Source organism: Streptomyces sp. CY-1 (genome assembly GCF_047218265.1).
In the GTDB taxonomy this organism is placed as follows: Bacteria; Actinomycetota; Actinomycetes; order Streptomycetales; family Streptomycetaceae; genus Streptomyces; species Streptomyces niphimycinicus.
On the sequence record NZ_CP178393.1, the window covers coordinates 7,096,236 to 7,119,495 of the forward strand.

The following is a 23,260-nucleotide window of genomic DNA, read 5'->3' on the forward strand; positions in this document are numbered from 1 at the left end:
CGCTGATGCGGTACGGGAAATGAGGGGAAGCGGAAGAAGGGGAGGTGGGAGAAGGAGAGGTGAGAGAAGGGAGGGGCGCGCTCAGCCGCCCGCGCCCGGCACCGGGAAGGCCCCGGTCGCCCGGCGCACGATCTCCCCGTAGACCTCGGGATCGGTCGTGTGCTCGCCGAGCCGACAGGTCTTACGGCTGCCGTGATAGTCGCTGGAGCCGGTGGTGAGCAGACCGAGATCGGCGGCGAGGCCGCGCAGCCGCGTACGGGTGTCCTCGTCGTGGTCCATGTGGTCGACCTCGATACCGTCGAGACCGGCCGCCGCCAGCTCGCCGATCGCGCTCTCCGGTACGCACTGGCCCCGCTTGACGGCCAGCGGATGCGCGAAGACCGCGACCCCGCCGGCGCCCTTGATCAGCCGGATCGCCTCGAAGGGGTCCGACTCGTGCTTCTCCACATGCGCCCGGCCGCCGTCGGCCAGCCAGTCCTGGGTGAAGGCGTCCGAGACGCTCTCCACGACGCCCAGCTCGACCAGCGCGGTGGCGATGTGCGGCCGTCCGACGGCCCCGTCCCCGGCGATCTCCGCCACCCGCTCCCAGGTGATCGGCACGTCCAGCTCGCGCAGCTTCGCGACCATCGCCTGGGCCCGGGGCACCCGGTCGTCGCGCACCAGCTCGCGCTCGGCCGCCAGCTCGGGCTCGGCCGGATCGAAGAGGTACGCCAGCATGTGCAGGCTCACCCCGTTCAGGCGGCAGGACAGCTCGGCGCCGGTGACCAGCGTCAGCCCGGAGGGCAGCGCCCGCGTCGCCTCCGCATGGCCGCCGACGGTGTCGTGGTCGGTGAGCGCGACGACGTCCAGCCCCGCGGCGGCGGCATTGCGCACCAGCTCGGCGGGGGTGTCCGTACCGTCCGAGGCAGTGGAGTGGGTGTGCAGATCGATGCGCACGGCACGGGCTCCAAGCTGCGTTCGGGACGGTCGGATGGGACGCCTCAGCATAACCACGCCCGGTGACGCCCGGGGCAGCCCCCCTTGACCCGCGCTGGAGCCACGGTCTAGGACTCCGACGACGAAGCTCGGGCGGTAAGGCTCGGGCGGCGACGCGGCTCAGGGTGAGAGCAGCCTCGGTGAGAGCGCCCCGCAGGGCACCAGGTCGACCTCGGCCCCCGCGTCCCGCAGATCGGTGAGCACCATCTCGTCGTACATCAGCAGCCCGGTCTGCTCGGGCCAGACGACCGCCCACAGCCACAGCCCGCACGCCTCGCCCGCGAAGACGGCGCGGTCGTCCGGGGTGCCTTCGACATGCCACAGCGGGGTGGGCCGCCCGGCGGCCAGCACCTTGACATGCGGCGGCTTGTCGACCCGCATCCCCGGCCCCGGATCGGGCCCCGGGATGCCCGCGAAACGCGCGCCGAGCCCGACGCCCAGCTCCTCGGCGATCAGCAGCAGCTCCCCCGGGCCGCCCAGCGGTCCGGGTCCGGAGCAGGCCACGGCGGTGGCGCGGCCACCGCTACGGTCGTCCCCGGCGCAGGCCACACCGGTGAACAGCCAGCCCACGGGCAGCGGCCACGGCATCCATACGGGCACCCGGGCGCGGTTGGTGACCACCACGAGCGCTTCGACGCTCGGCGGAACGACCGGCTGGAGGGGGTGCACCGTGCCGTGCACTCCGCACTGCCAGGAGTCGGCGAAGAGACCGGGTGCTCGCACCCGGCCACCGCATTTCGGGCAACTGGGTTCGCCCCTCATAGGCCCCCACGGTCCTCCCCGGTCGTCGTCGCGTCAAGGACGATCACCCGTCCGGAGGTCACTTCCCGCAGGAGATGCCCTGACGGGCCTCAGCCCGTCAGCGGTACCCCGGCCCGCACCGGGTCGCGCAGATCCGTACCGTGCCGCAGCCAGCGGTCCTGGAGGGCGCCGGCGCCGTGCACCCGCTTCCATGCCGCCTCGTTCGCGGTCATCGGCAGCATCGGCAGGAAGCGCACCGGCTCCATCGGCTCCAACAGCTCCAAGTCCTCGACCAGGCCGCCCGGTTCGGCGACCAGGACGGAGCTGAAGGACGCCCCGGGCCACAGCGGCCCGCCGAGCTCCAGCGATGCGCCGGGGGTCACCACGACCCCCTCGACCTGGGGGGAGGCGGCCAGCACGGCGAGCGGGCGGAGCACCTCGTCGAGGACGGCGAGGTCGGGACCGCGGCCGCCGGTCCTCACGGTCAGCACCAGCTCGGCGCGCGGCCCGCGCAGGGGATCGGCGACGGCGGCGGTCGGGCTGGTCATCGGACGGTCCGACATACCGAGGGTGGCGTAGCGGATGACATCGCTCTCGTCCCGGAATCGCAGCACGTCAATGCGGTCCGTACCGACGAAAGTGATGGCCGCGCGGGCATCCGGCTCGCCCAGCGCGGTGATCAACCGGGCCTCGACCAGCTCAAGAACGTCTGACATGCGGTGAGCATAGATCGCGTATCGAACGGGCAAAGCGGCGACGTAACGGTTCTGCCGACTGATAGCCTTAATCCCTGCCCAGGGAGTTACACGTCGTCCCTCACGGGGGACCGGCCGGAGGAGGTGGGGCTGCGGTGGATCCTAGTCGACCGTGCAGTACCGACAGTTCTCCCGTCGTTTCCCCTTGGTATGCGACTTCAATGATCTGAAGCCTTCCGTACCCCGCCCCCCGGCGGTGAAACACGCGAAGCCATCTCGCATCCAGGGCATCTGACGGTAGAGCGCCTTCGTACCGCTTTGTTCAGTTCCGAAGAACTTCCGTCAGCGCCATCGCACGGAGCGCCGCCCGCTTTGCGGACGTACGGGCACCGGGTGTCGTACGTCCACCTTCCGGGCGCAGCGCTGCGCCGCGCGCCCGCCGCTGACGGCCGGCCCGTGAAGGAGCCCGTCATGTCGATGATCCGTGACCTGCGTGCAGCCGTCCGCCCCGCGCTGCGCCGCACCCGTAACTCCAGTGACTACGACGCGACGCGTGACCCGTCGGTCACCAGCGCCGTGGTCGACTGCGCGGTCTACCGCGACGGCAAGCGGGTCAGTGACCACGTGAGCCCGGCACAGGCCATGGAGCGGGTCCGCGAAGGGGGCGGATTCGCCTGGATCGGGCTGCATGAGCCCACCGAGCGCGAGTTCGCGGGGATCGCCCAGGAGTTCGGGCTGCACCCGCTGGCGGTCGAGGACGCGGTGCAGGCCCATCAGCGGCCCAAGCTGGAGCGGTACGACGACACCCTCTTCACCGTCTTCAAGACCATCCACTATGTCGAGCACGCCGAACTCACCTCGACCAGCGAGGTGGTGGAGACCGGTGAGGTGATGTGCTTCACCGGCCGGAACTTCATCGTGACCGTGCGGCACGGCGGCCAGGGCTCGCTGCGCGCCCTGCGCCACCGGCTCCAGCAGGACCCCGAGCTGCTCGCCAAGGGCCCCTCCGCGGTGCTGCACGCCATCGCCGACCAGGTCGTCGACGGCTATCTCGCGGTCGCCGACGCGGTCCAGGACGACATCGACGAGGTCGAGATCGATGTCTTCTCGGCCGCGACCTCCCGGCGGGGCGGCGACGCGGGCCGGATCTACCAGCTCAAGCGCGAGGTCCTTGAGTTCAAGCGGGCCGTCTCGCCGCTGCTGCGGCCGATGCAACTGCTGAGCGAGCGGCCGATGCGGCTGGTGGACCCGGACATCCAGAAGTACTTCCGGGATGTCGCGGACCATCTTGCCCGGGTCAACGAGCAGGTGCTGGCCTTCGACGACCTGCTGAACTCGATCCTCCAGGCCAATCTGGCGCAGGCCACGGTCGCGCAGAACGAGGACATGCGGAAGATCACGTCCTGGGCGGCGATCTTCGCCGTGCCGACGATGATCGCGGGGATCTACGGCATGAACTTCGACTACATGCCGGAGCTGCGCTGGAAGTTCGGCTACCCGACCGTGCTCGTCGTCACGGTGGGCATCTGCTTCGCGATCCACCGCGGTTTCAAGCGCAACGGCTGGCTGTAAGGACGACGCCCGGCCGCAGGGCCGGACCGCGGACGGACGGGCCCCTGTCGGCCGGGCCCGTCCGAGGGGACCTTCACCGGCCCGGGCGCGGCTTCCTGCCGTCCGCCATGATGACCAGCGCGAGCCCGCCGAGGATCACCGCGAGCGCGGGGTAGGAGGCCACGGGCGGCATCTGGCCCAGCCACAGGGCCGCGATCAGGGCCGCCCCGGGCGTCTCCAGCAGGATCGCGGTCGAGGTGATGGAGGGGCCGAGGCCCTTGACCACCCGGTTGATGAGGGTGTGCCCCAGCAACTGCGCGGTGACCGTCAGCACGGCAAGCTGAAGCCAGGTGGTGCCGCTGTAGCCGCCGAGCCGCGCGCCCGCCACCAGGCAGGTCAGCAGCAGGAGCACGCTGGTGGTGGCGTAGCAGACATAGGCGTACGCGGTGGTGCTCACCGAACGCCGCACCTCCGCCCCGAGCAGCACATACCCGGCCGCCGCCACCCCGCCCAGCAGCGCGAGTGCGTCGCCCAGCAGGGCGCGCGGGGAAGCGGACAGATCGACCCCGGTGAGGATCACCACACCGAGGATCGCGAGCCCCATGCCCACCCAGGCGAGCGTGGGCGGGCGGTGGCCGCGCAGCCGCAGCAGCAGCGCCGTCCAGATGGGGGTCGTGGTCACCAGCGCGGTGGAGGAGGCCACGGAGGTCATATGCAGGCTCGGCAGCCAGGCGCCGAAGTGCACCGCGAGCAGCGCTCCCGCCCCGACCGACAGCAGCGCCGCCCGGCGGCCCATTCCGCGCAGCTCGCCCCGGTGGCGCCACAGCGCGAACGGGGTGAGCGCGCCCACCGCCATGGCGTTGCGCCAGAAGGCGATGGCGAGCGCGGGCGCCACCGTCGCGGCGGCCAGCGGCGCGGAGAGCGAGACACCGGCGATGGCGACCGTAAGGAGCGCGATATCGACGGGAACGCCACCACCGGGACGACCGCCGTCACCGGATGCGGCGGGGGCGGCGGGGTGGGCTGGGGTGCGCGCGGCACGGGCGGTGGGCACGGCGCCAGGGTAAGGCGCATGAGCATAAGACGGAACTGACCTTTCACAGGCTGGGACGAGTTGGCGACTGGCCTAGGCTGTCGGCATGACGCAGACGCCGATGGACCGTGCCCTTGTCGAGGAGGCGGCCAAGAAGTCCGCCCTCATCTGGGTCCAGGGCACCGAGGGCGCCCCGCGCGCCCTGTGGCACATCTGGCACGAGGGCGCGGTCTGCCTCGTCGGGGACGGACCCCAGGAGCAGCCCCTCCAGGGCCTCGGGCTGACCGACGGCGGAAGCGCCACGGTGACCGTGCGCAGCAAGGACAAGGGCGGGCGGCTGGTCGGCTGGCCCGCGCGGGTGGTCGAACTGGCCCCGGGCGGCGAGGCGTGGACCGCGGTGGTCGACGAGCTCAAGGGCAAGCGGCTGAACGCGCCGGACGCCGACCACATCGCGGAGCGCTGGGCGCGCGAATGCCGGGTGCTGCGGCTGGAGCCCGCGCCCGGGGCGCTCGCCGAACACCCCACCGGCTCCCTGGCGGCGACCCCGCTACCGTCCCCCGCGACCACCCGCCAACCGATCCCGGCGGCGCTCCCGAAGCTCCTCGCCCGCCGCAAGAAGCGCGCCCGTGACGCCCGTAAGGACGCGTCGTAGCTTCTGACGCCGGATGCCGTAGCTTCTGACGCCGGGTAAGGCCACGTCCTGGCTTCAAGGACGCGGTAAGGCCGCACCCTGGCTTCAGGACGTCAAGGGCGCGCCCTGGCCGCCCTTACGGACGCGCTCGCGACCACGGCGCTCACGGGGCCGACTACGGCGCCTCCGGGATCTGCTGCCCGTAGTCGAGCACATGGCCCTTCTCCGGGGCGGCGAGCTCGAAGCCCTTGTTCCAGTCCGCGAGCTGGATCACGCCCGCGCCGCCCGCCCGCTGAAGCCGCAGCGGATAGGGCCGGCCCTCCAGGGAGACATCGAGCGATCCGCCCTCACCGGCCTTACCGGCGCTGATGCGGATCGTCCGTACGCCGCCCACCCGCCCGTGGTCGCCCGTGGCGACCTTGCCGTGCAGGCCGAGCAAGCCGTCCAGCAGCAGCTTCATATCGGTGAAACCGCTGAGCCGCTGGTAGGAGGGGTCGCCGGAGGGGACCTTCACATACTTGTCGTCCAGCTTCCCGGCCGCGTCGGCCGCGCCGCCGTGTCCCTCGTCCCCGCCGTCGTGGGACCAGAAGCCCGCGTCGGCCTTGAGGTAGAGCTCCTTGCCGACGCGCAGCAGCTCGAAGCTGGAGCCCTTGGTGGAGACCTGGCCGGTGCCGCCGTCGGCCTTGAGGCGCATGTTCAGCTTGTAGGTGGCTCCCTGGGTGACGAGCGTGCCGGAGAGCCGTACCGAACTCGCGCCGGCGACCGCCTGACGGGTCTTGCTCTCGATCTTCGTGGCGGGGAGCTTTCCCACGCCGTTGGTCCCCGCGTCGGGGTCCTGCTCCCCACCGCCGCCGCCACACGCGGCGAGCGTGGCGGCCAACCCCGCGCACATCGCCGCAACGACAGCCCTGTTCCGGGTGCGCACGTCCGCTCTGCCTCCTGATGCCGGTGCAGTAGGGCAGCGTACCGGTGCCGTCCCCCGGTGTCCGCAGGGTGCCGTACCGCCCTCGCCCGGCGGCAGGGCAGGTGCGGGCACGTTAGCCTGAACCCGGTGAAGAGCGGATCATTACCTTGAATGACCATAAAACCCCATATACGAGGGGAGGCAGGGCATGCCGGCAGGCGCCCCCCGGGTCTTTGTCTCGCATCTCGCGGGCGTCGCCGTCTTCGACCCGAACGGCGACCAGGTGGGGCGGGTGCGCGATGTCGTGGCGATGCTGCGACTGGCCGGCCGCCCGCCGCGGGTGCTCGGCCTGGTGGTCGAGGTGATCGGCCGCCGCCGGATCTTCCTGCCCATGACGCGGGTGACCGGCGTGGAGTCCGGCCAGGTCATCACCACCGGCGTGCTCAATATGCGCCGCTTCGAACAGCGCCCCACCGAGACCCTGGTCCTCGGCGAACTGCTCGACCGCACGGTGCGGGTGGTCGAGACCGGCGAGCCGGTGACGGTCCTCGACGTGGCGATGACCCAGTTGCCCGCGCGCCGGGAGTGGGAGGTCGACAAGGTCTTCGTACGCCGCGGCAAGACCGGCGCGCTGCGCCGCCGCGGCGAGGCACTGACCGTGGACTGGTCGGCGGTCACCGGATTCTCGCTGGAGGAGCAGGGCCAGGGCGCGGAGAACCTGCTGGCCACCTTCGAGCAGTTGCGCCCCGCCGACCTGGCCAATGTGCTGCACCATCTGTCCGCGAAGCGCCGGGGCGAGGTTGCGGCGGCCCTGGACGACGAGCGGCTCGCGGACGTCCTGGAGGAGCTGCCCGACGACGACCGGGTGGAGATCCTCGGCAAGCTCAAGGAGGAGCGCGCGGCCGACGTCCTGGAGGCCATGGACCCCGATGACGCGGCCGATCTGCTCTCCGAGCTCCCCGAGCCCGACAAGGAGCGGCTGCTGGACCTGATGCGCCCCCGCGACGCGGCGGACATGCGGCGGCTGATGTCGTACGAGGAGGGGTCGGCGGGCGGTCTGATGACGACCGAGCCGATCGTGCTGCGCCCGGACGCCACCATCGCGGACGCGCTCGCCCGGGTGCGCGACCAGGATCTGACGCCCGCGCTCGCCGCCCAGGTCTATGTGTGCCGCCCGCCCGACCAGACGCCCACCGGCCGCTATCTGGGCATCATCCACTTCCAACGGCTGCTGCGCGACCCGCCGTTCACCCTCGTCGGGGCGTCCGTCGACACCGATCTGCCGACACTGCCGCCGGACACCCCGCTGCCCGTCGTCGCCGGCCATCTGGCCACCTACAACCTGCTCGCGGCGCCCGTCGTGGACGAGACCGGCTCCCTGCTCGGTGCCGTGACGGTCGACGACGTGCTGGACCATCTGCTGCCCTCCGACTGGCGGGAGCGCGAGCTGTACGCCGGGATGGCCCTGCCGGAGGCCGCCGATGGACGGTGAGGGCATCCGGCTGGACCGGCCCAAGGCGCGGCGCCGCAGCCCGCTGCCGCGCTGGGACCCCGAGGCGTTCGGCAGGGCGTCCGAGCGGATCGCGCGCTTCCTGGGCACCGGGCGGTTCATCGCCTGGATGACCGCCTTCGTCGCCCTATGGCTGGCCTGGAACACCCTGGCGCCGCAGCGGCTGCGGTTCGACCCGTTCCCGTTCATCTTCCTGACGCTGATGCTCTCGCTCCAGGCGTCGTACTCCGCCCCGCTGATCCTGCTGGCCCAGTACCGCCAGGCCGACCGCGACCGCGTCAACCTCGAACAGGACCGCAAGCGGAACGAAAGGTCGATCGCCGACACCGAGTTCCTCACCCGGGAGATCGCGGCACTGCGGACGGGTCTGGGCGAGGTCGCCACCCGCGACTGGCTCCGCGACCAGTTGGAGGACCTGCGCCAGGGGCCGGACGGCGGTCGGAGCGCCCCGCGGCCCGCCGTTCACGGCGAACCCCCGGCCGAGTGAGGTACGCGACCGCCGACGGCCATCCCGCCTCCCGCCCGCGGCGCCGTACCATCTCCGTATGGCTACCGACACCCTCCCAGCGCCGAGCGAAGACGCGGTACGCGCCGCGCTCGCGACGGTCAACGACCCGGAGATCCACAAGCCGATCACCGACCTCGGCATGGTCAAATCCGTCGAGATCGCGGCGGATGGCTCGGTCGCCGTGGTGGTCTACCTCACAGTCTCCGGCTGTCCGATGCGGGACACGATCACCAGCAGCGTACGGACGGCGGTCGCCGGGGTCGAGGGCGTGACCGGGGTCACGGTCGAACTCGATGTGATGAGCGATGAGCAGCGGCGTGAGCTGGCCACCTCGCTCCGCGGTGGCCAGGCCGAGCGCGAGGTGCCCTTCGCCAAGCCCGGCTCGCTGACCAGGGTCTACGCGGTGGCCTCCGGCAAGGGCGGCGTCGGCAAGTCGTCGGTGACGGTCAACCTGGCCGCCGCGATGGCCGCCGACGGGCTCAAGGTCGGCGTGGTGGACGCCGACATCTACGGCCACTCGGTGCCCCGGATGCTGGGCGCCGACGGACGGCCCACCCAGGTCGAGAACATGATCATGCCGCCGTCGGCGAACGGCGTGAAGGTGATCTCGATCGGGATGTTCACCCCCGGGAACGCCCCGGTGGTCTGGCGCGGCCCGATGCTGCACCGCGCGCTCCAGCAGTTCCTGGCCGATGTCTACTGGGGCGACCTCGATGTGCTGCTCCTCGACCTCCCCCCGGGCACCGGCGATATCGCGATCTCCGTCGCCCAGCTCGTGCCCAACGCCGAGATCCTGGTGGTGACGACGCCGCAGCAGGCCGCCGCCGAGGTCGCCGAGCGGGCCGGCGCCATCGCCGTCCAGACCCATCAGAAGATCGTCGGCGTGGTGGAGAACATGTCCGGGCTGCCCTGCCCGCACTGCGACGAGATGGTCGACGTCTTCGGCACCGGCGGTGGCCAGGTGGTCGCCGACGGGCTCAGCCGGACCACCGGCACGACGGTGCCGGTGCTGGGCTCCATCCCGATCGACGTACGGCTGCGCGAGGGCGGCGACGAGGGGAAGCCGGTCGTGCTGACCGACCCCGACTCCCCGGCGGGCAGCGCGCTCAAGGCGATCGCGGGCAAGATCGGCGGACGGCAGCGCGGCCTCGCGGGCATGTCGCTGGGCGTCACCCCGCGCAACAAGTTCTGAGCGCTCGCCAGGCAACGGCCTCACGGCTTGCCCGGCCACGGCCTCACGGCTCAGGGGCGGCTTCCCCGGGAAGCCGCCCCTGAGCCGTTGGCGGATGCCTTACGAGTCGTAGCGGGTGATGTCCTTGACCACCGCGAACCCCAGGCCGTAGGCGCTCACCCCGCGCCCGTACGCCCCGATGTGCACGTCCTCGCCCGCCGTTCCGGCCAGCACCCAGCCGTACTCCGACTCGCGGTAGTGGAAGTCGGTCGGCACCCCGTCCACCGGGAGCGAGAGCTGCGACCAGCTCTCGCCATCCAGATCGTCCGCCAGCTCCCAGGCGATCGCGGTCTGCTGGTCCAGCCAGTCCTGGCGCAGCGCCCGCTCCATCCGCGTCGGCCAGGTGCACGACAACAGACCGGAGCCGGCCAGCCAGGCGGCGGAGGAGACCGAGGTGGCCTCCAGCTTGCCGGTGCCGTCGGCGCTGTCCCGCCCCGGGCGGCTGGCGACGGTGACGACCACCGTGAAGCGCTGCTGGTCCATATCGGTCTCGACCTTCAGGGACGGCTCCTCGCCATGGCCGGTCGAGCCGTACTCGACGATGCCGTCGGCCGCCGCGCCCACCTGCATCAGCCAGCGGGGGCCGGTGAACGCCTCGTCAAGCCCGTACCAGGGGAAGCCGGCCATCAGATAGCCGTCGACGCTCCGCCGGGCATCGGCGGGCATCCCCTGCGCAGCCGCTGCCACCCCTCGTTCCCCTAGCCGACCCGTGGTCTCCATGTGCGCGCGGCCTCCTCATTGCCCTGCGTTGTGGGCGGCCCGCCCCCCTCGGGCGACCCTCACCCCGGACAAAGGGAGGATAGCCATACGGGTCAACCAGGCCGGGCATACGGGGGGATCAAGTGGCGTCGGAGTCGAAAGGCGGACGCTCCTCGCGGCTCGGCTCCTCGCGCTTGCGCAGCAGGTCAGGCGTGCTGGAGTCGCCCTTGGACAGGGACGGCGGGGTGGTGCCGGAAGCCCCTGAAGAGCCCTGCGACGGATCACTCTCCCGGCCGTGCACCGCGTCGGCGACCTCCGCCATCTCCTTACGGAGGTCGAAGCCGTTGCGGATCTCCTTCAGGCCGAGCTCATCGGAGTCCATCACATGCTTGCGCACGAAGGTCTTGGGGTTGAGGTCCTCGAACTCGAAGTCCTTGAACTCCGGCCCCAGCTCGGAGCGGATGTCCTCCTTGGCGTTGTCGGAGAACTCCCGGATCTTCCGGATGAACTGCGACACATCCCGAATCACCTTCGGGAGCTTGTCCGGGCCGAAGACGAGCACCGCAAGGACAACGAGCGCGACAAACTCGAGAGGTCCTATGTCCAACACCTTGCAGCTCCTCAAGACGTCTGGGCCCCGGCCTGGGCCACTGAACACCGTACCTGGCGGCGGAGCCGGCGCGGGAGACGGCCGGGCCAACAACGGGCGTCAGCCGCTGCTCGCCGAACCCAGGGTCAGCTCCGCGGTGCGCTTCTTACCGCCGCGCTCGACGGTGAGCGCGAGCCGGTCACCGGGGCGGTGGCTGCGGATCTTCACGATCAGCTCCTGTCCGCTGTGCACCGGGACGCCGTCCACTTCCGTGATCACGTCACCGGCCCTGATCCCCGCCTTGTCGCCGGGGCCGCCGGGGGTGACCGGCGGGCCGCTGCCCGCGCCCTTGGTGTTCACCCGGGCGCCGTCGCCCGTGTAGCCCATGTCGAGGGTCACGCCGATCACCGGATGGGTGGCCTTCCCGGTGTTGATCAGCTCCTCGGCGACCCGCTTGCCCTGGTTGATCGGGATGGCGAAGCCCAGGCCGATGCTGCCGCCCTGGCCGCCGCCGAGGCCGGAGCCGTCGTCGGCCGCCCGGATCGCGCTGTTGATCCCGATGACCCGCCCCTTGCGGTCGACCAGGGGGCCACCCGAGTTGCCCGGGTTGATCGGGGCGTCGGTCTGGAGCGCGTCGACATAGCTGACGTCGCTGCCGTCCTCCTTCTCGCCGCCCGCGGTGATGGGGCGCTCCTTGGCGCTGATGATCCCGGAGGTGACGGTGCCCGCCAGGTCGAAGGGGGCGCCGATGGCCACGACGGGGTCGCCGACGCGCACGGAGTCGGAGTTGCCCAGCGGCAGCGGGGTGAGCCCGGAGACGCGGTCGACCTTGACGACCGCCAGGTCATAGCCGGTGTCGCGGCCGATGATCTCGGCCTTGGCGTCCTGGCCGCTGTTGAACGTCACCGATATGTCGCCGTCCGCGCCGGCGGGCTGGACGACATGGTTGTTGGTGAGGATATGGCCCTGCTTGTCGAGGACGAAGCCGGTGCCGGTGCCCTCCTCCGAGCTGCCGCGCACATGGATGGTCACCACGCCGGGCAGCGAGTTGGCGGCGATCCCGGCGACGCTGCCCGGGGCCCTGGCCTCCTTCTCGACCGGGGCCTGCGGCAGCTTCACATCGACGCCCCCGGAGGCGTTGTCCCGCTCCGCGTACGCGCCGATGCCGCCGCCGACGCACCCCGCGACCAGGGCGATCAGCAGCACGGCGATCCAGGCGCCGCGGCGGGAGACCGCCTTCGGCGTCTTGGGCGCGGCGGGCGGGACCACGGTCCAGGGGTCGTAGCCGCGCCACTGGGCGGTCGGGGCGGGCTGCGCCATCGGGGCAGGGTGGTGGGGATCCGCGGACCCCACAGGGGGCTGTGTGCCGTGCGGCGGGGTCATCCCGGGGTGCGACGGCATGGGCGCGGGCGCGCTCTGCCCCGGCACGGGGCCGGCGGCGGGCGGCACGGTGGTGCCGTGGGGCGGGGTCATCCCGGGGGCCTGGGGCGGCGCCTGGGGCGTCACAGGGGCCTGGGGCGGCGTCTGGTGGGGTGGCGCCTGGGCCATGCCGGGGGCCGGGGGCGGCGCCTGGGCCATCCCGGGCGGGACATGCGTGCCCTGTGCGGGGGTCGCCGCCGGATGCTGGACGGGCGGGGCCGGGGCCCAGGGCCCGGGGCCGCCGTAGGGCGGGGTGCTGTACGGGTCGGGCTCGTGCAACGGCCGGGACGCCGGCTCCTCGGGCGCGTGGCCCTCCATGGGCGCGTCCACCGGCTCCGGCGGCGCCTGGGCGGCGGCGGCCTCCGTACGCTCCTCGGCGCCCTCCGCCGCGTCGCTCGGCCGGTCGCCGGGTCGTGCGGCGCCCGGGCGGCTCCACCACTTCGGCTTGGGAGCCTTCGGCTCGTCCATGATCTCCCTCTTTTTTAGAGGCTCGGTTCGCCTCCGGGGCGCCTCAGTCTCCCCCAGCTACCGCTGGGAGGTGCCCCCCGTCGACGGTCGACCGTGCTCGGTCGCTCGTCCCTCGCTCCCTGCGCGCGCTCTCCCTTTCGACAGCGACGCGCCCCTTCGGCTCACTCGCCGGTAAGCCCAAACACCCGGACACACTACGGCGCCCTTCGGCTTACCCCAGCCACCGTTGGGAATGCCCCCCGGCCGGCAAGGCCAAGCACCCTTCGGCTTACCCCGGTGGGTGTCCCGGCCGGTGAGGCCGAGCCGCGCTGCCCGGAGCCGATTCAATCAGGTCCGCCATCGCTCGCGCAGGGCGGACGAGAAGACCTTGTCATGATCGGCAAAGAGACGGGCGGCCGGCGACATCGCGCCGTCACCGCCGTCGTACTACTTCGGGGGCGCGCTGAACCCCAGATACGGCGAGCCGCCCGATGTGGGCCGGGACGGGACCTCCAACTGGGTCGGCGCGGGGGCCGGGGGTGTGGAGTTCGCCGTCCGCAGCAGCTCGGTGACCGAGAGAATCGGCTGTATCAGCGGATTCAGGGCCGCCCCGACGGGCTGGCGCAGGGCCGGTGGATGCGGGGTGGCCGTCGGGGACGGGGTGCCCGTCCGGGTGTCCGTGGTGGCCATCAGCCCCACCTCCTGGCGGGTCCGCTCCCGGACGCCCGTGCTCACGGCGGCGTCGACCGGGGCGACCGCGGTGTCGGCACCGTCGGCCGAACTTCCCGGGGGGTCGACCGCCGCGTCCAGCGGAAGGGCCGCGCCGAGCGCGAAGGCCGCCAGCGAGACCGCTCCGGCCGCCGCGAAGGCGAACCTGCGGCGCGGGGCGGGGCGCTCGACCTCATGGATCCTGAAGCCGCGCTGACGTGAGGCACGGGCCGATGCCGCCGGTGCGATCGCGGTGCCCGGGGGCATCGCGGGCACGAAGGCGAACGCCCGCTCCCGTCTCTCCTCCGGCTCCCGGACGTCGCGCACCTCACGGATGTCCCGTGGGGCGCCGCGCATCTCGCGCGGGCCGAAGACGCTCGGACCCCCGAAGGGGGAGCCGCCCATACCGTCGTCGCCCGCGGCCGGCAGGCCCTGGAGACGCGCCAGAAAGCCCTCGGACGGTGCCGGGGGCGCCGTCTGGGCGAACACGTTTTTCAGCCGACGCTGAGCATCGGCTTCCGCCTTGCACTTGCAGCAGGTGGCGAGATGGGCGAGGACGCGCTCACGCGCGTCATGCCCCAGCTCACCGTCGACCAGAGCCGCAAGGCGGTCGCCGAGATGCTGCTCGGCGGGGGACGGACCGCCTGATCGGGTCACGCGATTCCGACCTCCCCGCTCAGCCGGGGGGCCGTGACACGCGGCGCCACCGCGGCGACCTCATGCTGCTGGCCGGTCCGCGCCGCGGGGGCACGGTGCTGGAGCGCCTTGCGCAGATGCGAGCGGCCGCGGTGGATGCGGCTGCGCACGGTGCCCAGCTTGACGCCCAGGGTGGCCGCGATCTCCTCGTACGACAGCCCCTCGATGTCACAGAGCACCACGGCGGCGCGGAACTCCGGGGCCAGGGTGTCCAGCGCCTGCTGCACATCGGCGTCGAAGTGGGTGTCGTTGAAGTGCTGCTGGGGAGAGGGCTCGCGGCTGGGGAGCCGCTCCGCCGCGTCCTCGCCGAGGGCGTCGAAGCGGATGCGCTGCCGACGGCGGACCATGTCGAGGAAGAGATTGGTGGTGATGCGGTGCAGCCAGCCCTCGAAGGTGCCCGGGGTGTACGTCGACAGCGAGCGGAAGACGCGGACGAACACCTCCTGGGTGAGATCCTCGGCGTCGTGCTGGTTACCGGTGAGCCGGTAGGCAAGGCGGTAGACCCGTGCGCTGTGCGTGCTGACGATCTCCTCCCAGGTAGGAGGCGTCCACGCCGGCGCGTCCGCGTCCGTGGCGAAGGTCGCGGTGGTGGCGGGCTCGGCGAGGGGCGCACCTCCCGTGCCCTTTGGGCTACGGGGGCGAGAACGGTCAGCGGTGTTGGTCACGGATTTCGGCTCGCCCACTGACCTGCGAAAGCGCTTCAGCACTCGCCGGTCACCGGCCGCAGCCGCACCTCCCCTGTCGGCTCTGGTGGTCTCCAGTAGAGCCCCTACCATATCCACCTCGCCCGTTAGCTCCGGATAAGCATTTTTGACCTGCATTTGGTCGTGATCCATACGGTCCCCCCGGCTTCTACAACGCCTGGTCCCATCTGCGGGTTCCCGTGCGCAGCGGATACAGTCACCGTTGCGCCAACTACGGGGACAGGAGAGGGTCATTACCGGCAACCGGCAGACGAGCTGGGCGTTCGCCGACGCGTTCGTCGCCGAGGACGAAGCCCTTCACTGGGCCCGTGACCGGGCCCGGGAGGCAGGGCTGCGCTCGGTGTCGGCGGGTACCGGCGCCGCGCTGCGGCTGCTCGCTGCCGCCGCCGACGCCAAGGTCGTCGCCGAGATCGGCACCGGGACGGGCGTCTCCGGGATCCATCTGCTGCGCGGAATGCGCCCGGACGGCGTGCTGACCACCGTGGACACCGAACCGGAGATGCAGCAGTTCGCCCGGCAGGCGTTCCGCGCCGCCGGATTCACCGGGAACCGGGCGCGCTTCATCCCCGGCCGCGCCCTGGATGTGCTGCCCCGGCTGGCCGACGGCGGATACGACCTGGTCTTCTGCGACGGCGACCGGCAGGAGTGCCTGGACTACCTCGCCGAATCGTTGCGTCTGCTGCGGCCCGGCGGGCTGGTCTGCTTCGAGGGGGTCTTCACCAACGGGCGGACCGTGGACTCCGCCGCCCAGCCCACGGAGGTGCTGCGGGTGCGCGAGCTGCTGCGGACCGTACGGGAGTCCACCGTGCTCCAGTCGTCCCTGCTGCCGGTCGGCGACGGGCTGCTCTGCGCGGTCAAGCGGGGCTGACGCGGCCTGCCCGGCCGGTCCCCCGCCTCGTCCGCTCTGCCCGGCCGGTCCCCCGCCCAGTACCGCGACCCCTTACATGCGCTGCCCCGGCGGTCGGTACCTGACGTACCGGCCGCCGGGGCAGCGCGCGGGTGATGGTGGGCCGCAATCCGTCAGCCGACGACCTTCTTCAGGGCGTCGCCGAGGGCGTCGGCCTCGTCCGGTGTCAGCTCGACGACGAGCCGACCGCCGCCTTCGAGCGGAACGCGCATGACGATGCCCCGCCCCTCCTTGGTCACCTCGAGCGGGCCGTCGCCCGTCCGCGGCTTCATGGCCGCCATGCTCGTTCCCCTTCCTGAAACCAGCTCATCGCAGCCGACAACCCAGGTGTCACCGGCATCGAACACGTTGCTTCACTCTCATTATCCCGCATGGCATGACCCGATGACCAACATCGGTCGGCAACGCCTGTACGAGGCGCTCCCCCAAAACCACTCAATTCGGGGAGGGGGCCGCGATAGCGTACGCCCGCCGTCACCGAACGAAGGGTCGGTTCTTTGACGCAGGTCACATGTCGGTCAGTCATGATCTCCGGCATGCTGTGCGCTGACCGCCGCCGTAGGTCCCCTCGCGGGCCCACCGGTGCGGCCGCCGCCACCCGCCAACCCGCCCCGCCCCACCGCCGGAGGACCGCCATGGCCGACACCGTGCTCTACGACCTCGCCGAGGGTCTCGCCACGATCACGCTCAATCGTCCCGACGCGATGAACGCCCTGAACATCGACACCAAGGTGGCGCTGCGCGACGCGCTGCTCCAGGCCGCGGAGGACCCGGCGGTGCGGGCGGTGCTGCTCACCGGCTCCGGGCAGCGGGCCTTCTGCGTCGGGCAGGACCTCAAGGAGCACATCGGCCTGCTGGCCGCCGACCGTGACGGCAGCGGCGAGGGCTCGACCATGAGCACGGTGGCGCTGCACTACAACCCGATCGTCACCGCCATCGCCGGGATGCCGAAGCCGGTGGTCGCCGCCGTCAACGGTGTCGCGGCGGGCGCCGGGGCGGGCTTCGCCTTCGCCGCCGACTACCGGATCGTCGCCGACACCGCCTCCTTCAACACCTCCTTCGCCGGGGTCGCGCTGACCGCCGACTCGGGGGTCTCCTGGACCCTTCAGCGGCTGATCGGATACGGCCGCGCGGCGGAGCTGCTGCTCTTCCCGCGCGGTATCGACGCCCAGGAGGCGCTCGACCTGGGCATCGCCCACCGGATGGTCCCGGCCGACGAGCTGGCCGACCAGGCGGCGGCGGTCGCCCGGCGGCTGGCCGAGGGCCCGACCGCCGCCTATGCGGCGCTCAAGGAGTCCCTGGCCTTCGCCGCCGGCCACACCCTCACCGAGTCCCTGGCCATGGAGGACGAACTCCAGCGCCGGGCGGGGGCCTCGGAGGACCACGCGATCGCGGTGAACGCGTTCGTGAACAAGGAGAAGCCGAGGTTCACCGGCCGCTGACCGGCTCGCCCCGGCCGCCGGCGGCCGGGGCCCGGAGTGCCTCGCGGCCGTGGCGATCAGACCGCGTCGCGGCTGTGGCAGTCGGCCAGGTGGTCGTTGACCAGGCCGCATGCCTGCATCAGGGCGTAGGCCGTGGTGGGGCCGACGAAGCGGAAGCCGTGCTTCTTGAGGTCGCGGCTGAGGGCCGTGGACTCCGGGGTGATCGCGGCGACATCGGCGAAGGTCCGCGGGATGGGGCGGCCGTCGGGGGCCGGGGCATGGGACCAGATCAGCTCGTCCAGCTCACCGGGGGCCAGGGCGGCCGCGGCGCGGGCGTTGGAGATGGTGGCGGCGATCTTGGCCCGGTTGCGGATGATCCCGGGGTCGGCGATCAGCCGCTGCTCATCGGCCTCGGTGAACTCCGCGACCTTCGCGATCGAGAAGTCGGCGAAGGCTGCCCGGAACCCCTCCCGGCGGCGCAGGATCGTCAGCCAGGACAGCCCGGACTGGAACGCCTCCAGACTGATCCGCTCATAGAGCGCGTCATCGCCGTGGACCGGGCGGCCCCACTCGGTGTCGTGATAGACGCGGTAGTCGGCCATGGTCTCGGACTCCAGCCCCCAGGGACAGCGCGGCAGACCGTCCGGCCCCGGAACCACACCCTGCCCACTCATGCGCCCCGCCCTCCGTAGCCGTGTCCCTCATTGCCGCGCCCGTCGTAGCCGCGCCCCTCGAAGAGGTTTCCCTCGAAGCCGTCCTCGTCGAAGCCGGGCCACTCGGGGGCGGGGCCCTCGCGGCCGCCCCGCCCGAAGCCGTGGTCGCTCTCCGGGGCGGACAGCGGATCGGGGCCGGGCCCGGCGGGCGACGACGGCTTCGGGTGCGGGCCCGCGAGCGCCGCCTCCAGCTCGGCGATCCGGGCGTCGCGCTCGGCGAGCTCGGCACCGAGGCGGCCCAGCACATCGTCGACGTCCGCCATCCGGTAGCCCCGCAGCGTCATGGGGAGGCGCAGCGCCTCCACGTCGGCGCGCGCCAGCGGCCGGTCGGCGGGCAGCGGCTCGTCCAGCCGGTCCGGGGGCGCCTCGGTGAGCGGGCCGTCACCGCCGCCGACGACGGCGAGCGTGACTCCGCCGACCACCACGACCAGCGCGATCAGCAAGAACAAGAACACGGTGATCGTCTCCCCGTCAGATGCATGGTTGAGTCTGTGTCCGTCGGCCTCGATAACTGTCTGCACCGATCGTGCCATGCCCCTCCGACAGTTATCGTCGCTGCCCGCAACCTGGAAGAAGACATGAAGGAAGTTCGGATGCTGCGGCTGGGACGACGTGAGTTCGGCGAGAACGAGCGAGTGATCATGGCGATCGTGAACCGGACACCGGATTCCTTCTACGACCAGGGTGCGACCTTCGGCGACGAGCCCGCCCTGGCCCGCGTGGAGCAGGCGATCGCGGACGGCGCCGCGATCATCGACGTGGGCGGTGTCAAGGCCGGACCGGGGGACGAGGTGAGCGCCGAGGAGGAGGCACGCCGCACGGTGGGCTTCGTGGCCGAGGTGCGCAGGCGCCATCCGGACGTGGTGATCAGCGTGGACACCTGGCGCCATGAGGTCGGCGAGGCGGTCTGCGCGGCGGGCGCGGATGTGCTCAACGACGCCTGGGGCGGGGTCGACCCCAAACTGGCCGAGGTCGCCGCCCGCCACGGCGCCGGGCTGGTGTGCACCCACGCGGGCGGGGCCCGGCCGCGCACCCGCCCGCACCGGATCGGCTACGACGATGTGGTGGAGGACATCCTGCGGGTCACCCTGGAGCTCGCGGAGCGCGCCCTGGAACTGGGGGTGCGGCGCGACGGGATCATGATCGACCCGGGCCATGACTTCGGTAAGAACACCCGCCACTCACTGGAGGCGACGCGCCGGCTGGGCGAGCTGACGGAGACCGGCTGGCCCGTCCTGGTCTCGCTGTCCAACAAGGACTTCGTCGGCGAGAGCCTGGACCGGCCGGTCAAGGAGCGGCTGATCGGCACGCTCGCGACGACCGCCGTATCGGCCTGGCTGGGGGCCCAGGTCTACCGGGTGCACGAGGTGGCCGAGACCCGTCAGGTGCTGGACATGGTGTCGTCCATCGCGGGCCACCGGCCCCCGGCGGTCGCCCGCCGGGGACTGGCCTGAGGAAAGCCCGCCGGGGGCCGGCCGGGCGGGCGGGGCGACCAGGAGCACGCGCCGTCAGACGCCGGACTCCTTGGTCACCAGGTCGATCACCTCGTCGATGTCGTCGGTGAGGTGGAACAGGTCCAGATCGTGCGGGGACGCCTTGCCCTCCGCGATCAGGGTGTCCGTGAGCCAGTCGACCAGGCCCTTCCAGTAGGCGCTGCCGAAGAGGACGATCGGGAAGCGGGTGACCTTCTTGGTCTGGACGAGGGTGAGCGCCTCGAAGCACTCGTCGAGCGTGCCGAGCCCGCCGGGAAGCACCACGAACCCCTGGGCATACTTCACAAACATCGTTTTTCGCACGAAGAAGTAGCGAAAGTTGACGCCGATGTCGACGTACGGGTTCAGGCCCTGCTCGAACGGCAGCTCGATGCCCAGGCCGACCGAGACGCCGCCCGCCTCGGTCGCGCCGCGGTTGGCGGCCTCCATCGCGCCCGGGCCGCCGCCGGTGATCACCGCGAAGCCCGCCTCGACGAGGGCCCGGCCGATCCGCACCCCCGCCTCGTACTCCGGGGACCCCTCGGGCGTACGGGCGGAGCCGAACACGCTGATCGCCGGGCCCAGCTCCGCCAGGGTGCCGAAGCCCTCGACGAACTCCGACTGGATGCGCATCACCCGGAACGGGTCCTCGTGCACCCAGTGCGTGGCCCCCTGGGTGTCCAGGAGCCGCTGATCGGTCGTCTCCGGTCGCATCTGGTGGCGGCGGCGCACGACCGGGCCCAGACGCTGCTCGTGCAGCGCTCGCTCTTCTTCGGCGTTGCCCACTGTGTGCTCCCTTCGCCAAGACCAAGATCTGGTCAAAGATCTGTGGTTCAGGGTAGGCCCCTCGGGCGGCTTGGAGCCGAAATCCCGGCCACGCTCACCCACCGAACCGCTGATCACACAGGAGTGATCACACAGGGGCGACGGCCCGCCGGCGCCGCTCGGGGGTGCCCGACGGATCTTGCCGTCCGCGGCGGGCTGCTCCCCTCCCCTCCCCGCCCCTTCCCGCGACTGGGGCTCCGCCCCTGGTAACGCAATCCAGCCCCTCCGGCGTTTGAGGAGCGGGGTCCAGGGGCGGAGCCCCGGCGGCGCTAGCCGGCCAGCCAGGCGCGCAGTCGCTCCTCGGCCTCCAGCACTGCGGCGACCGGTACGTGTTCCTCACGGGTGTGGGCCAGCTTCGGATCGCCGGGGCCGTAGTTCACGGCGGGCACGCCGAGCGCCGAGAAGCGGGCGACATCGGTCCAGGCATCCTTGGGGGCCACCTCCACCCCGAGCGTCGCCACGAGGGCGGCGGCCGACGGGTGGCCGAGACCGGGCAGGGCGCCGGGCGCGCTGTCGGTCAGCTCGATGTCGAAGCCGGTGAAGACCTCGCGGACATGCGCGAGCGCCTCCTCCTCGGAGCGGTCGGGGGCGAAGCGGAAGTTCACCGTCACCGTGCAGAAGTCCGGGATGACATTGGTCGCGTGGCCGCCGTCGATCCGTACCGCGTTGAGGCCCTCGCGGTAGGTGAGCCCGTCGATCTCCGCCCGCCGGGGGACATATCCGGCCAGCCGGTCCAGGATCGGCGCGGCCTTGTGGATGGCGTTCTCACCGAGCCAACTGCGCGCGGAGTGGGCGCGCCGCCCCTGCGTGCTCACCCGTACCCGCAGGGTGCCCTGGCAGCCGCCCTCGACCTTGCCGTCGGTGGGCTCCAGCAGCACGGCGAAGTCCCCGGCCAGCCACTCGGGGTGGTTCCTGGCCAGCCGCCCCAGCCCGTTCAGCTCGGCGGCGACCTCCTCGTGGTCGTAGAAGACGAAGGTGAGGTCGCGGTTGGGCTCGGGCACGGTCGCGGCCATGCGCAGTTGCACCGCGACGCCGGACTTCATGTCGGAGGTGCCACAGCCCCACAGCACGCCGTCGTCGTCGAGGCGGGAGGGCACGTTGTCGGCGATCGGCACGGTGTCCAGATGGCCCGCCAGCACGACCCGCTCGCCCCGCCCGAGGTTCGTACGGGCGACGACGGCGTCCCCGTCCCGGTCGACGGTCAGATGCGGCAGGGCCCGCAGGGCCTGCTCCACGGCGTCGGCGAGCGCCTTCTCCTCACCGCTGACCGAGGGAAAGTCGACGAGCCGGGCGGTGAGCCGGGCCGCGTCCAGGGACAGGTCGAGTTCTGGATGTGCCATACGGCCGACCCTAGCCGGTCGGCCCGCGCGTCCGGCTGCCCCGGCCCAGGCGGCCCAGAGGGCCTCGGACCGACGGCCGAGGCGGCCCCGGCCCCAGGCCAGGCGGCCCCGACTCCAGGCCCCGGCTCCGAGCCCAGGCGGCCCCGGCCCAGGCGGCCTCGGACCGACGGCCCAAGCGGCTCCGGCCCCACGCCCCGGACCGACGGCCCAGGCGGCCCCGGACCCAGGCCCCGGCCCCGGCCCCGGCAGCCCAGGCGGCCTCGGACCGACGGCCCAAGCGGCCCCGGACCCAGGCCCCGGCGGCCCGGGCTCCGGTGGCCCAAGCACCCCCGGCCCCGGCAGCCTCGGACCCGACGGCCCAGGCGGCCCCAGTCCTGGCCGCCCAAGCGGGCCCCGGCTCCGGCCGCCCACGCCGCCCCAGCCCCGGCGGCCCAGGTTCCGGCGGCCCAAGCGGCCCCGGCAGCCTCGGACCCGGCGGACCAGGCGGCCCCGGCCGCCCACGCGGCTCGTGGCGTGGCCGCCCACGCGGTTCGCGACGTGGTGTTCCCCACCCCGCGCCGGTGATCCGGCGAGGCCGGGCGAGCTCCAGTACCGTGTGGCGCGTGCCCCTGTCCGTCTTCTCCCACCGCGCCCGGCTGCTGCGGGCGGCGGTCGCCTGTGCCGTACTGCTGGCGCTGGCCGGATACCTGACGGCGCAACTGCTGACGGGTGGTGTGGGGCCGCCGCGCTGCGTCGTACGGGCGAACGGCGAGGATGTGCGGCTCTCCCCCGAACAGACCGTGAACGCCGCCACGATCGAGGCCGTGGCCGCCTCCCGCGGACTGCCGGAGCGGGCCGTCACCATCGCGCTGGCCACCGCCCTTCAGGAGTCGGGGCTGCGCACCATCCGCCACGGGGACCGGGATTCGCAGGGGCTGTTCCAGCAACGCCCCTCCCAGGGCTGGGGCAGTGTGCGGCAGATCCGCGATCCGGTCTACGCCGCCGGGAAGTTCTACGACGACCTGGTGCGGTTGCCCGGCTATTCGCGACTGCCGCTGACGGTGGCGGCGCAGCGGGTGCAGCGCAGCGGTTTCCCGCAGGCGTACGCCAAGCACGAGACCGAAGCGGTGGTGCTGACCGGCGCCCTCACCGGGCGCTCCGGGGCGGCCCTCAGTTGCCCGGGGCCGCCGGACGACGGTCAGGCGGGCGATCCGCTGCGCGTACGGGCGTCGCTGAAGCGGGAGTTCGGCGCCGAGACGGAGGCGCGGCCGGCCTCGGCCGGGCACGGCGGCGGCAAGCAGGCCGCCCCCTCGCCGCACACCGTGGTGGTTCCGGTGCCGAAGGCGGCGGCTCCGGGGCGCGCCGGGCAGCGCGGCTGGGAGATCGCGCACTGGGCGGTGGCCCACTCGGACGAGTTGCGCATCGAACGTGTCTCTTACGGCGAGCGCGAATGGAACGCGCGGAATTCCGCAGCGGGTTGGCGTCCGGCCAAGGGGATTTCCGGGGCGGAAGTGCGGATCGTCACCATGCGATAGCGCATGGAATCACCGCAGTTCAGGGCG

24 protein-coding genes are annotated in these 23,260 nt (G+C 72.4%); 9 read left to right on the forward strand and 15 right to left on the reverse strand.

Annotation, left to right across the window (positions count from 1 at the left end; all coding sequences use genetic code 11):
• Positions 1-81 precede the first annotated feature (81 nt).
• From ACK1X7_RS30490 to ACK1X7_RS30500, 3 genes are all read right to left on the reverse strand, one after another.
• Positions 82-936, reverse strand: coding sequence for a PHP domain-containing protein (locus ACK1X7_RS30490; RefSeq protein WP_385149913.1), 855 nt, complete (start codon positions 934-936; stop codon positions 82-84).
• A 159-nt stretch (positions 937-1,095) separates the two neighbouring features.
• Complete coding sequence (locus ACK1X7_RS30495) at positions 1,096-1,737, reverse strand: DUF6758 family protein (protein WP_211123774.1); 642 nt, start codon at positions 1,735-1,737, stop codon at positions 1,096-1,098.
• Positions 1,738-1,826: 89 nt separating this feature from the next.
• Complete coding sequence (locus ACK1X7_RS30500) at positions 1,827-2,432, reverse strand: suppressor of fused domain protein (RefSeq protein WP_385149910.1); 606 nt, start codon at positions 2,430-2,432, stop codon at positions 1,827-1,829.
• A gap of 450 nt (positions 2,433-2,882) precedes the next feature.
• On the opposite strand from ACK1X7_RS30500, the gene ACK1X7_RS30505 reads away from it, so the two are divergent.
• Positions 2,883-3,983, forward strand: coding sequence for a magnesium and cobalt transport protein CorA (locus tag ACK1X7_RS30505; protein WP_385149908.1), 1,101 nt, complete (start codon positions 2,883-2,885; stop codon positions 3,981-3,983).
• A gap of 73 nt (positions 3,984-4,056) precedes the next feature.
• Here ACK1X7_RS30505 and ACK1X7_RS30510 read toward each other — a convergent pair whose 3' ends face one another.
• Entirely contained in the window at positions 4,057-5,016 is a 960-nt protein-coding gene (locus ACK1X7_RS30510; RefSeq protein ID WP_390792063.1) for a DMT family transporter, read from the reverse strand.
• A gap of 85 nt (positions 5,017-5,101) precedes the next feature.
• Here ACK1X7_RS30510 and ACK1X7_RS30515 point away from each other — a divergent pair, with 85 nt between their 5' ends.
• The gene (locus tag ACK1X7_RS30515; protein ID WP_216345923.1) at positions 5,102-5,647 is read left to right on the forward strand and encodes a hypothetical protein; all 546 of its coding nucleotides are present in this window, start codon (positions 5,102-5,104) and stop codon (positions 5,645-5,647) included.
• Positions 5,648-5,801: 154 nt separating this feature from the next.
• Here ACK1X7_RS30515 and ACK1X7_RS30520 read toward each other — a convergent pair whose 3' ends face one another.
• Complete coding sequence (locus ACK1X7_RS30520; RefSeq protein WP_385149902.1) at positions 5,802-6,551, reverse strand: hypothetical protein; 750 nt, start codon at positions 6,549-6,551, stop codon at positions 5,802-5,804.
• Positions 6,552-6,738: 187 nt separating this feature from the next.
• Between ACK1X7_RS30520 and ACK1X7_RS30525 the strand changes: the two genes are divergently transcribed.
• From ACK1X7_RS30525 to ACK1X7_RS30535, 3 genes are read left to right on the forward strand one after another with little or no spacing between them, the layout of a single operon-like run.
• Positions 6,739-8,022: a magnesium transporter MgtE N-terminal domain-containing protein gene (locus ACK1X7_RS30525; protein WP_385149899.1), complete on the forward strand. Its 1,284-nt coding sequence runs from the start codon at positions 6,739-6,741 to the stop codon at positions 8,020-8,022.
• Positions 8,012-8,527 carry a DUF1003 domain-containing protein gene (locus tag ACK1X7_RS30530; RefSeq protein WP_385149896.1) on the forward strand — a complete coding sequence of 172 codons (516 nt, stop codon included), beginning with the start codon at positions 8,012-8,014 and terminating at the stop codon, positions 8,525-8,527. The genes ACK1X7_RS30525 and ACK1X7_RS30530 overlap by 11 nt, the downstream gene beginning before the upstream one ends.
• 58 nt (positions 8,528-8,585) lie before the next feature.
• Complete coding sequence (locus ACK1X7_RS30535) at positions 8,586-9,740, forward strand: Mrp/NBP35 family ATP-binding protein (RefSeq protein WP_382958006.1); 1,155 nt, start codon at positions 8,586-8,588, stop codon at positions 9,738-9,740.
• Between the two features lie 99 nt (positions 9,741-9,839).
• Here ACK1X7_RS30535 and ACK1X7_RS30540 read toward each other — a convergent pair whose 3' ends face one another.
• The 5 genes from ACK1X7_RS30540 to sigE all read right to left on the reverse strand — a co-directional run bounded on the left by ACK1X7_RS30540 (position 9,840) and on the right by sigE (position 15,113).
• The gene (locus tag ACK1X7_RS30540; RefSeq protein WP_413115888.1) at positions 9,840-10,499 is read right to left on the reverse strand and encodes a hypothetical protein; all 660 of its coding nucleotides are present in this window, start codon (positions 10,497-10,499) and stop codon (positions 9,840-9,842) included.
• A 118-nt stretch (positions 10,500-10,617) separates the two neighbouring features.
• The gene (locus ACK1X7_RS30545; protein ID WP_385149890.1) at positions 10,618-11,088 is read right to left on the reverse strand and encodes a sec-independent translocase; all 471 of its coding nucleotides are present in this window, start codon (positions 11,086-11,088) and stop codon (positions 10,618-10,620) included.
• A 99-nt stretch (positions 11,089-11,187) separates the two neighbouring features.
• A complete protein-coding gene (locus tag ACK1X7_RS30550; protein WP_413115889.1) occupies positions 11,188-12,954 on the reverse strand; it encodes a trypsin-like peptidase domain-containing protein in 1,767 nt (588 codons plus the stop codon).
• A gap of 426 nt (positions 12,955-13,380) precedes the next feature.
• A complete protein-coding gene (locus ACK1X7_RS30555; RefSeq protein WP_385149884.1) occupies positions 13,381-14,298 on the reverse strand; it encodes an anti-sigma factor family protein in 918 nt (305 codons plus the stop codon).
• Positions 14,295-15,113 carry an RNA polymerase sigma factor SigE gene (gene sigE, locus ACK1X7_RS30560; RefSeq protein WP_385149919.1) on the reverse strand — a complete coding sequence of 273 codons (819 nt, stop codon included), beginning with the start codon at positions 15,111-15,113 and terminating at the stop codon, positions 14,295-14,297. Before sigE ends, ACK1X7_RS30555 begins: the two co-directional genes overlap by 4 nt.
• 130 nt (positions 15,114-15,243) lie before the next feature.
• Between sigE and ACK1X7_RS30565 the strand changes: the two genes are divergently transcribed.
• A complete protein-coding gene (locus ACK1X7_RS30565) occupies positions 15,244-15,909 on the forward strand; it encodes an O-methyltransferase (protein ID WP_385149881.1) in 666 nt (221 codons plus the stop codon).
• A 152-nt stretch (positions 15,910-16,061) separates the two neighbouring features.
• On the opposite strand, the gene ACK1X7_RS30570 is transcribed toward ACK1X7_RS30565, so the two are convergent.
• A complete protein-coding gene (locus ACK1X7_RS30570) occupies positions 16,062-16,229 on the reverse strand; it encodes a DUF3117 domain-containing protein (RefSeq protein ID WP_003966491.1) in 168 nt (55 codons plus the stop codon).
• A 354-nt stretch (positions 16,230-16,583) separates the two neighbouring features.
• Between ACK1X7_RS30570 and ACK1X7_RS30575 the strand changes: the two genes are divergently transcribed.
• Positions 16,584-17,390 carry an enoyl-CoA hydratase-related protein gene (locus ACK1X7_RS30575; protein WP_413115890.1) on the forward strand — a complete coding sequence of 269 codons (807 nt, stop codon included), beginning with the start codon at positions 16,584-16,586 and terminating at the stop codon, positions 17,388-17,390.
• A gap of 56 nt (positions 17,391-17,446) precedes the next feature.
• On the opposite strand, the gene ACK1X7_RS30580 is transcribed toward ACK1X7_RS30575, so the two are convergent.
• Positions 17,447-18,043 carry a DNA-3-methyladenine glycosylase I gene (locus ACK1X7_RS30580; RefSeq protein ID WP_385149875.1) on the reverse strand — a complete coding sequence of 199 codons (597 nt, stop codon included), beginning with the start codon at positions 18,041-18,043 and terminating at the stop codon, positions 17,447-17,449.
• Positions 18,040-18,537 carry a DivIVA domain-containing protein gene (locus ACK1X7_RS30585; protein ID WP_385149873.1) on the reverse strand — a complete coding sequence of 166 codons (498 nt, stop codon included), beginning with the start codon at positions 18,535-18,537 and terminating at the stop codon, positions 18,040-18,042. The genes ACK1X7_RS30580 and ACK1X7_RS30585 overlap by 4 nt, the downstream gene beginning before the upstream one ends.
• Before the next feature lie 138 nt (positions 18,538-18,675).
• Between ACK1X7_RS30585 and folP the strand changes: the two genes are divergently transcribed.
• Positions 18,676-19,536: a dihydropteroate synthase gene (gene folP / locus ACK1X7_RS30590; protein WP_361506477.1), complete on the forward strand. Its 861-nt coding sequence runs from the start codon at positions 18,676-18,678 to the stop codon at positions 19,534-19,536.
• 54 nt (positions 19,537-19,590) lie between these two features.
• Here folP and ACK1X7_RS30595 read toward each other — a convergent pair whose 3' ends face one another.
• Complete coding sequence (locus ACK1X7_RS30595) at positions 19,591-20,340, reverse strand: TIGR00730 family Rossman fold protein (RefSeq protein ID WP_385149870.1); 750 nt, start codon at positions 20,338-20,340, stop codon at positions 19,591-19,593.
• Between the two features lie 308 nt (positions 20,341-20,648).
• Positions 20,649-21,719 (reverse strand): succinyl-diaminopimelate desuccinylase, encoded by a 1,071-nt coding sequence (dapE, locus tag ACK1X7_RS30600; RefSeq protein WP_382957992.1) that lies wholly within the window; start codon positions 21,717-21,719, stop codon positions 20,649-20,651.
• 593 nt (positions 21,720-22,312) lie between these two features.
• Between dapE and ACK1X7_RS30605 the strand changes: the two genes are divergently transcribed.
• The gene (locus ACK1X7_RS30605) at positions 22,313-23,233 is read left to right on the forward strand and encodes a hypothetical protein (protein ID WP_385155106.1); all 921 of its coding nucleotides are present in this window, start codon (positions 22,313-22,315) and stop codon (positions 23,231-23,233) included.
• Positions 23,234-23,260 lie beyond the last annotated feature (27 nt).